Here is an 8,437-nt window from a genome sequence, read left to right as displayed (position 1 = left end):
ACTGAGGATCAGAAAGCTTGTTTGAATCGATGTATTTCATCCGCAGATTATGCACGAATGCTAAGAAATCCGGAGTGCAAATATTAACCAAAAATAAGATCGTTTTTTGATTTATGAAAGAGATCTATTAATTAAGGGTTTATAATTTCATGTGCGGACGAATTCTTAGTTTGAGGGAGGTATTGGGAATGGTTTTAGGTAATAAGCCGCGTTGTAATAATTCTTCAAAGACCAAAACAGGGGCATAGGCATCGGCAGCGGCATAACGAATTTGTTCCGGATTTAAGCGCTTTTTGGCCCAATTCGAGGTACTGACCGATTTAGATTTTGGAAAATTCACACGAAAAAGCAGTGCCATGGCATTTTTTAAACCGACGGGTTGGCTTAAGCCAAAAGAAGCAAAGCACTTGGAGAGTTCCAACACACTATTCAGTTCGATGCCATTTTTACGAAATAAATGCGCATCATTTTTTAAGCCAAATCCCACTTTAATTTGATCACGATTACTCAAGATTGGTCTTAAAAAATCCCAAGTGCATTCGTTCATTTGAAACAACCACGCCTGTTGCGCCGTCGCAAGTTGGATTAAATGTGGACCGGTAGAGACCTCACCTTTACGAAAAGTCGGCTTAGATTCAGAGTCGAAACCGAATAAGGCAGTCGTCTGCAATTCATCGGCCCAGTGTTGGCATTGTTCTGCATTGTGAATGACATGGATCTGCTCTGGCACTAAATTTTGGAACAATGGAAAATCTTTAATCTGTTCTTTTGTTGGCAAAATAGGTGTCAGTAGAGCATCAGTCATTGTGATTCAATTCAAAGGCTTATTGTTGCAGCCTAGAGCGTTTAGGTCGGAAATGCAAATACCGAGATGTGGCGTTGAGCATGAGCGATTGACTCATCGGCCTGTCATAGCGCGTTGCTATGACAGTGACGAAGGTACTTAAACACAGTGACCAAGAGACTTAAAGTCAGTGACGACTTAAAATAGAAAACGCGCAGTAAATAATACATTTACCAAGATCAGTAAGAATAAACCGATAAAGAGAAAGGCGAGGACCACCTCCCATGTTTTGGATGTACGTGGCTCGCCATATTGATTGGCATTTGCAGACCCCGGGATGAGCATCAGCGCAATGCACATAACGATATTGAGCAACGGAATCAGCTCTAAGAGTGCAAACCAGCCTGAGAGATTAAAGTCATGCAAACGACGCACTGAAAAAATCATCAAAGGGATCAGCATTAAAATATTTAGGATCAATCCAATCACTTGCGTCATTGGATTTTCAGCATGAGCTATTAGGGCATTGAGGGTATTGGGCATCATGCTGACGATCAGTAGCATCAATATGCTCAGTATGAGGCCATAGAAGACATTCCAACCGATAAAAGACATGCGATTAAAACGACCGTCACGGTTCCAACCAGAGTTTATATTGGGTGAATTATTCATATTAAATGATCTTAAATTATCGTAAAAAGTATTGTTATCATTCATTTTTAGCCGCAAAAAATTGAGCTAAAAACGACATAAAAATGTGAAAAAGTACAGGATTTGATCCTGTACCAAAAAAGCGCGTTGATTATAAAGGTAAAGTACAAAAAAAGCCCACTTGTGTGAGCTTGTTTGAGTAGATGTATTGCTGTTTAGGACGATCTCGGCGGCATCTAATGATTTATCATTATTGTTGTTGAATCGTGGTTTGTTGAGAGCGGATCACATAGTTTTGGTAAGACGGAATCATGATCGCAGCGAGTATACCGAGTATAAACACCACGATATACAAAACAGCGAGTACTGTTTCCCAGCCTTTGGTCGGGCGTGGTTGTCCAAAGCTATTACTACCGCTATTACCCGGTGCAAATAACACATAGAGCGCAAATAATATATTCACTACAGGAACTAAGATCAGCAGTGCAAGCCATCCAGAATGGTCTCGGTCATGTAAACGACGGATTAAGAAAATGACGCTGTAATAAATGACGATGGCATACATGATAAAGAAAATAATCATGAGTGGCGTCGACATTGCACCCTCAGTCAACGCATTTTGCGCACCGGGTATGAGCAGGCCGACTACAACAGCAATTAGCGTAAAAATAATGCCGAGAAGTAGATTCCATGCAAGATATGCGCGCCGGCTAAAGCGACCACTGGCTTGGGTCGGTGAGTCAGATGTGAATGTATTCATTATTATTCCTAGGCTTTGGTATTTTTATAAGTAGGCAAATTCTAAAATGAATATGTAGAAAATAAAAGGATGAAAAATAAACAGTACAAAAAAGCCCGCAAGGAGCGGGCTTTTTTGCGGTGAAGGAATTTTAAATATCCCATTCCACAAAGTTTTTCAGCAATTGCAGGCCGGCTGTATGACTTTTTTCTGGGTGAAATTGTGTCGCAAACAAGTTTTCCTTGTGAATTGCGGTACAGAATTCCAAACCATAGTCACAGGTTGCAGCGACAATGCTTGAATCTTGCGGCTCTACATAGAAGCTATGTACGAAATAGAAACGTGCATCTTGCTCAATGTTTTTCCACATCGGGTGGCTAGGGTCTGCCTGATGCACTTGGTTCCAGCCCATGTGTGGCACTTTTAATCCCTCTACATCAGGAAAGCGTTTAACCGAACCTTCAAAAATACCCAATGCATCTGCACCGCCATTTTCTTCGGAATGCTGCATTAGGGCCTGCATACCGACACAGATCGCAAGCACAGGTTTATTAAATGCCGCTTTACGGACAACTTCATCAATGCCTGCATCATGCATGCCTTGAATACAGTCACGCATTGCTCCCACACCGGGGAACACAATTTTATCTGCTTGTGCAATCAGCTTAGGATCATTGGTGACATCAACAGTTGCGCCCACGTGTTCGAGGGCTTTTGCTGCTGAGTGAAGATTTCCCATGCCATAGTCAAGAAGGGCAATACGGGTCATTACAATGTTCCTTTGGTAGACGCAACAGTATTTTCGGCACGCGGGTCAACTTCACACGCCATACGTAATGCACGGGCAAAGGCTTTAAATACGCTTTCAATTTGGTGGTGGCTGTTTTTGCCTTTTAGGTTGTCGATGTGCAGCGTCATTAACGCATGGTTCACAAAACCTTGGAAAAATTCAGAGAAAAGATCCACATCAAAAGTCCCGATGCGCGCGCGAGTGAATGGAATATCCATCCAAAGACCCGGACGGCCAGATAAATCAACCACGACACGACTCAGTGATTCATCGAGCGGCGCATAGAAGTGACCGTAGCGACGTAAGCCTTTTTTATTGCCCAGTGCTTGAGCAAAAGCTTGACCCAGTGTAATCCCACAGTCTTCTACGGTATGATGATCGTCAATTTCAAGATCGCCATCACAATGAATATCAATATCAAACAGACCATGTCGCTTGATTTGATCAATCATATGATCTAAAAATGGAACACCAGTGTTTAAAGTGCCTTGACCAGTACCATCAAGATTCACACGAACTCGAATTTTGGTTTCGTTGGTGTTTCTTACCACTTCACTGATACGATCTGTCATAGACACGTTCCTCAAATACGTCAAAATGATTGATGTAAAAATATTTTCGCTGTGACGAAAAGTCACCGCATATTAGATTGCTCAGGAGGGTTTATCAATGCCTATTACCGTACATGCCTATACTTCTTTAGAAAATGATGAAGTGCGCAGCCAGCTTGAGCGACTGTATGACACCAGCCCTGAGTTTAGCGACGGTTCCGATGCGATTGAACAACTTGAGCAGAACTTAGCTCAGTATACCTTAGTTTATACTGCAGAATTTAATACAAAATTGATTGGTGCGATTTGGTGTACAGGCCAAGGTGAAAGCAAAACCCTTGAATATATTGTGGTACACCCTGCAAATCGTGGGCGTGGTGTTGCAGAGCGCTTGGTCAGTGAGGCCACCCGTATGGAAGAAGAAAAAGGGGTGAAAACTTTTGAACCAGGTTGTGGCGCGATCCACCGCTGTTTGGCACACATTGGAAAAATTACTGCGGCTGAATAACCTGCCCTCCAATAATAAAGCAGCCATTGAGCTGCTTTTTTGTTGGATAAATACAGTTTCGTCACTGTAATTTCAGCTGTGGAAATTTGAAATCACTCAAAAAATAAGCAAATAGTGTGAAATATTGATTTAAAAATAAACATTTGCACAAAAAAGCGTAACGGATGCTTGACGCCATGAGACTGAAATTGTTTAATACGCCCCATCGGCGTGATAGCTCAGTAGGTAGAGCAACGGATTGAAAATCCGTGTGTCCCCAGTTCGATCCTGGGTCTCGCCACCATATTCAAAACTGATTTTTCAGTTTATCAATCCCTGATCCCATCAGGGATTTTTTTTGCCTAAAAAATATGCATACGAAAAATATTTTTATAAATATGATTGACTAATTAACTGAGATGCGGCTTAATACACCGCATCGGCGTGATAGCTCAGTAGGTAGAGCAACGGATTGAAAATCCGTGTGTCCCCAGTTCGATCCTGGGTCTCGCCACCATATTCGAAAAAACCTCAAACCATTGTTTGAGGTTTTTTTTCGTCTGCTGTTTTTCAGGTGTTGATATTTCGCACAGTTTAACTGCTACAATCCATGCCAGATGATGAGCCCAATGGCTATAAGAAAATTATTAAAAAATAAGGGTTAAGGTTGTGAAGAAAATATTATTTCCTGTTTTGATCGGTATGAGTGTCTTGCTGAGCGCATGTGGTGGCGGGGGCGGCAGTAATGTCGATTCTTCCTATTCTAAAACCATTATTCAAAATGGTGTGACCTATGAATGTAAAAGTGAAAATGCAGCAGCGCTTTGTGATAATGGCAATTGTTCTTCTTGTGAATCATCGCTCGATAAAATAATCACAGCATCATGCAGCACCAGTATTTCCGCAGGGCAAACAATTTTTGCCGTGACCAAAACGGGCTGTGTATCCAATATGAAATCGGGCAGCAGAATAACTGCAGCATGTGATAATGGTCTGCTTAAATTAAAAGTTGGATCTAACTTTAGCTTAAATCAGGTGATTAACACGGGTACGACGATGAGCTCTGGTGAATATATTGTCGGCACAGAAGTGCTCCGCTGTAGGCTTTAATCAAATGAACATAGATTCGTGGAGTGACAGTTGAAGCGACTTCAATATGCGGCGATTGGACTGCTCTGTTTTGCACTGGGCTATATTGCGGCATCGTGGAATGACCAACCAAGCTTGACGTCGCCGCCACCTGAGCACTCGCTTGTAACTTTGGCGACGAGTAATCCTGTGGCACTCTTGGCTTTAGATCAAGATGCCTCGGATCAACCTCATTCTAAAGATATACAGCAACAACTCAAAAGCCAACATCGTCAGCTAAAGAGCATTATTCAGCAGACTTCAGATCAACAATTGGGGCGATATTTACAGCAGGCATTTCCCAATTACAGTTTTGCAGGGATTCAAAATAAGCAACAATTTGCGCAGCAGATGTTAGACGAATTTCTACAAGCCAAAAATGATCCGCATCAGCGATTGGCAGGGCAAGCGTATGTGACAGATCAATCACAGACAGATGTAGATCAAGTTTTACCTCGTGAAATCTATGTCACACAGCCGTTGTATGCACATTTTGATACCATGGGTAAAGTTCCAAACAATATGCAAGTCATGGTGCGTTTGACGCATCGTGATAGCGGTGAAGTGCTGCTCTTTACACCACGCAAAGTTAGTGAGCAACAGCAACAAAACTGGGTGAGTTTCTATCCTATGACTGGATGGAAAACTGGTCATTATGATGTGAAATATTATCAAATGAATGATCAATTAAGCCCGATTGCGCAGACCAGTTTTTATATACAGCATGTGATTGAGTAAATATTTTGAAGCTCAAATTTTATCGCTGAAGCTATGACTTAAGTGCTAGTTCCTACCCCTAAAATTCGATTAAACTGATAAAAAATAACCAATGAATTTCTACAATGAAAGACCTTTTCTCTACAGGGAGTGTGCTGTATCAACAAGCACGTCCAAGTTATTCTGCTGAAGTCGTTGATAGCATTTTGCAGCATGTTGCCGTGCGTGAATTGGCATGGGACTGTGGTGCAGGTTCAGGTCAATTTACCAAAGGTTTGGCGCCCTATTTTCAACAGATTTTAGCGACAGATCTGAGTGCAGAGCAATTGGCACAAGCACCCAATTTAGACAATGTGCGTTATGAGCAAGCCAGCGCCGAACATTGTCCGCTTGCAGACCATTCAGCGGATTTAATTACAGTCGCGCAAGCGATTCATTGGTTTGATTTTACTGCCTTTTATGCAGAAGTACGACGCGTATTAAAACCTCAAGGTCACATCGCCATTGTGGGCTATGGTCTAATTCAATTTGAACACGCGGAATTAAGCCAACTCTTACAGGATCTGTATTTTGTCACGTTAAAAGGCTATTGGGATGCTGAACGTCGTTACATCGACGAAGAATATCGTAGTATTCCGTTTCCATTTCAGGAGTTAGCAGTCCCTCAGCTGTTTTTAAATTACAGGTGGAGTGCACAGCAAATTTTGGACTATTTGCAAACGTGGTCTGGGCTTAAACACTATCAACAGCGGCATCCGACACTTCAGCCGTGTGCAGCTTTGCAGGATTTCTTTAGCCGACATCCGCAGCAAGAGTTTGCTTTGTCATTTCCTGTACTGTTAAGAATCGGGACCGTATAAAAGAGAAAAAGCAGCGGCAATGCAGATAGGTAAAGGATGATATCTCAAGTCTAGAATGAGCAACGTGAGGTTTAAATAAGCTGTGCTCTCTTGCCGTTTGTCGGGGTTAAATCTGGTAAATTGATTAATTGTTGTACAATAATAGCAGTGTAAATTTTTTCAATTTTCTATTTTTAAATCTCTCGGAATGAACATGATGAATCTCCCTAAATCTGTTTCCGTTTTGGTTTTTGTTAGTGCAGCAATGACGGCTATGAGTACATTGGCTGCGGAAAAAGCCACTACAAAAGCTGATGAAACCGAACAACAAGCTATTCAGATGCCTGCTTTAACCATTATGGCAGAGCGTGAAATGCGTGCAGAGACGGGCATTGTTGAGTATCAAGAGCAGGTGGATCGCCGTAAAGCCTTACAGCAACGGGTGATGCAACTTGAGCGTGATACTCAAAACAAAGGTGTCGATGCAACAATCGTGTCAAATATTGATATCTTACCTGCCACAGCAGTGCCAGATATGTCGAATTTATCGCCTTTGATGCAACAGCATGTTTTAAATATTGCCGCAGGTTTGCAGTCTTCTGACCCACGCAATGGTTTATATATTATGTTGCAACCCTTTGGGATTGACCGTAATGCGACCAATGTGCAAATCAGTCGTGAGCAAATCAATCTCGGAAACATCGACCGTCAGTTAAATACCAATCCGATTAAGACCCCATAATCGAATACATCTCTACAGTACATTGAAGGCGAAAATTCATGTTTTATCCATGAATTTTCGTTTTGATGGCATGCGCAATTTAAGTCTATTTACATTGATGTTTTCAAATAGCCTTCTTAAAAAGCATGGCTATTTTATCGTCAATCTTCAAACTTTTGGTTAAACTGAATAAAAGGGCATTCGGAGCTCATTATGCCGCGTATCTTTGTTGTCTTGGCCAGTGCTACGGTATTGGTCTTTGGATGGATGTTTTATCAATATTCAGTACAGCAAAAAGAAGCTGTGCAACTCTCGACCTATGAAACGGTTTTGCGTGAAAAAACCGAGCAAATTTTTCAGCAAGCTCAGCACTGGGAAGAGCCGATACAACTCAATGCGACAGATGCACGGCTAACGGGGGATTATAAAATCATGTCGGATTTTATTTTGAGCCAAATGCTGCAGCGTGCAGAAGCGCGGAATCAATATATTCGTGATCTTAAAGCACTGAATTGGGATAAATTTCTCGATATCGATCGCTTATTAAAAGATAAAAAAAACCAATATCAAGAGACTGAGCAAATGCTGCAGCAGGTGCATGCAGTGGTCGATGCTTATGAACAAAAAACCACACAGCAAGAGGAAAATGGTTTAGCGCAGGCCAAACAGTTGGCGGTCAAACAGGTGTTTCGTCAGCAAATTGCGCAGAGTTTAAGAGACAGTCGTGATAGTGATGAGTCGCATGCTTTATTTGAGTTAGAAAAGCAAAGCTTGGCGAAGGCTGATGAGCTCTTTGCTGTGCTGAAAGCCAATAAATGGGAAAAGAAAAATAAATTATTTATGTTCTATGAAGATGCGCCTTTAAAGCAGTTTAATCAGCTTTATACAGAGATGTTAGCGCTCAATGCACAAATGGATGAGATCCGCCAAAAGAACCGTTCAGAGTTGAAACAAAAGCTTTAACTGACTGTCATCTCTCTTTCAAAATTGCGCGATAAAGTGGCTTATAGCAAGGTTTTACATCATATAG

11 protein-coding genes and 2 tRNA genes are annotated in these 8,437 nt (G+C 41.7%); 8 read left to right on the top strand and 5 right to left on the bottom strand.

Translation table 11 applies throughout. From position 1 onward, the window contains the following. Window positions 1–139: 139 nt before the first annotated feature. The 5 genes from FTU65_RS13660 to hisB all read right to left on the bottom strand — a co-directional run bounded on the left by FTU65_RS13660 (window position 140) and on the right by hisB (window position 3,536). Window positions 140–805: a 3'-5' exonuclease gene (locus FTU65_RS13660; protein ID WP_180066938.1), complete on the bottom strand. Its 666-nt coding sequence runs from the start codon at window positions 803–805 to the stop codon at window positions 140–142. 177 nt (window positions 806–982) lie between these two features. Beyond that, complete coding sequence (locus tag FTU65_RS13655) at window positions 983–1,456, bottom strand: DUF805 domain-containing protein (protein WP_180066936.1); 474 nt, start codon at window positions 1,454–1,456, stop codon at window positions 983–985. 229 nt (window positions 1,457–1,685) lie between these two features. Further along, complete coding sequence (locus FTU65_RS13650) at window positions 1,686–2,195, bottom strand: DUF805 domain-containing protein (RefSeq protein WP_078193148.1); 510 nt, start codon at window positions 2,193–2,195, stop codon at window positions 1,686–1,688. Window positions 2,196–2,325: 130 nt separating this feature from the next. After that, window positions 2,326–2,943 carry an imidazole glycerol phosphate synthase subunit HisH gene (hisH, locus tag FTU65_RS13645; RefSeq protein WP_180025926.1) on the bottom strand — a complete coding sequence of 206 codons (618 nt, stop codon included), beginning with the start codon at window positions 2,941–2,943 and terminating at the stop codon, window positions 2,326–2,328. Beyond that, window positions 2,943–3,536 (bottom strand): imidazoleglycerol-phosphate dehydratase HisB, encoded by a 594-nt coding sequence (hisB, locus tag FTU65_RS13640; RefSeq protein WP_078190487.1) that lies wholly within the window; start codon window positions 3,534–3,536, stop codon window positions 2,943–2,945. The genes hisH and hisB overlap by 1 nt, the downstream gene beginning before the upstream one ends. Window positions 3,537–3,633: 97 nt before the next feature. Here hisB and FTU65_RS13635 point away from each other — a divergent pair, with 97 nt between their 5' ends. The 8 genes from FTU65_RS13635 to FTU65_RS13600 all read left to right on the top strand — a co-directional run bounded on the left by FTU65_RS13635 (window position 3,634) and on the right by FTU65_RS13600 (window position 8,370). Further along, on the top strand, window positions 3,634–4,023 hold the full coding sequence (locus FTU65_RS13635; RefSeq protein WP_078190486.1) for a GNAT family N-acetyltransferase: 390 nt from the start codon (window positions 3,634–3,636) through the stop codon (window positions 4,021–4,023). Between the two features lie 207 nt (window positions 4,024–4,230). Beyond that, window positions 4,231–4,306: transfer RNA gene (locus tag FTU65_RS13630), tRNA-Phe, on the top strand. A gap of 137 nt (window positions 4,307–4,443) precedes the next feature. Next, window positions 4,444–4,519 (top strand) — tRNA-Phe (locus tag FTU65_RS13625). Between the two features lie 152 nt (window positions 4,520–4,671). Continuing rightward, window positions 4,672–5,112: a hypothetical protein gene (locus tag FTU65_RS13620; protein ID WP_257245672.1), complete on the top strand. Its 441-nt coding sequence runs from the start codon at window positions 4,672–4,674 to the stop codon at window positions 5,110–5,112. 30 nt (window positions 5,113–5,142) lie between these two features. Then, window positions 5,143–5,868 (top strand): hypothetical protein, encoded by a 726-nt coding sequence (locus FTU65_RS13615; RefSeq protein WP_180065780.1) that lies wholly within the window; start codon window positions 5,143–5,145, stop codon window positions 5,866–5,868. 104 nt (window positions 5,869–5,972) lie between these two features. Further along, window positions 5,973–6,707: a class I SAM-dependent methyltransferase gene (locus FTU65_RS13610; RefSeq protein ID WP_180009282.1), complete on the top strand. Its 735-nt coding sequence runs from the start codon at window positions 5,973–5,975 to the stop codon at window positions 6,705–6,707. Between the two features lie 193 nt (window positions 6,708–6,900). Beyond that, window positions 6,901–7,428, top strand: a complete 528-nt coding sequence (locus FTU65_RS13605; RefSeq protein WP_373683023.1) for a hypothetical protein — start codon at window positions 6,901–6,903, stop codon at window positions 7,426–7,428. 192 nt (window positions 7,429–7,620) lie between these two features. Further along, the gene (locus tag FTU65_RS13600; RefSeq protein WP_180065783.1) at window positions 7,621–8,370 is read left to right on the top strand and encodes a hypothetical protein; all 750 of its coding nucleotides are present in this window, start codon (window positions 7,621–7,623) and stop codon (window positions 8,368–8,370) included. Window positions 8,371–8,437 lie beyond the last annotated feature (67 nt).

The organism is Acinetobacter sp. YH12129 (genome assembly GCF_013418685.1).
Classification (GTDB): Bacteria; Pseudomonadota; Gammaproteobacteria; order Pseudomonadales; family Moraxellaceae; genus Acinetobacter; species Acinetobacter amyesii.
The sequence above is the reverse complement of the archived record's forward strand: the minus strand, read 5'-3'. Positions and strand labels throughout refer to the sequence as shown.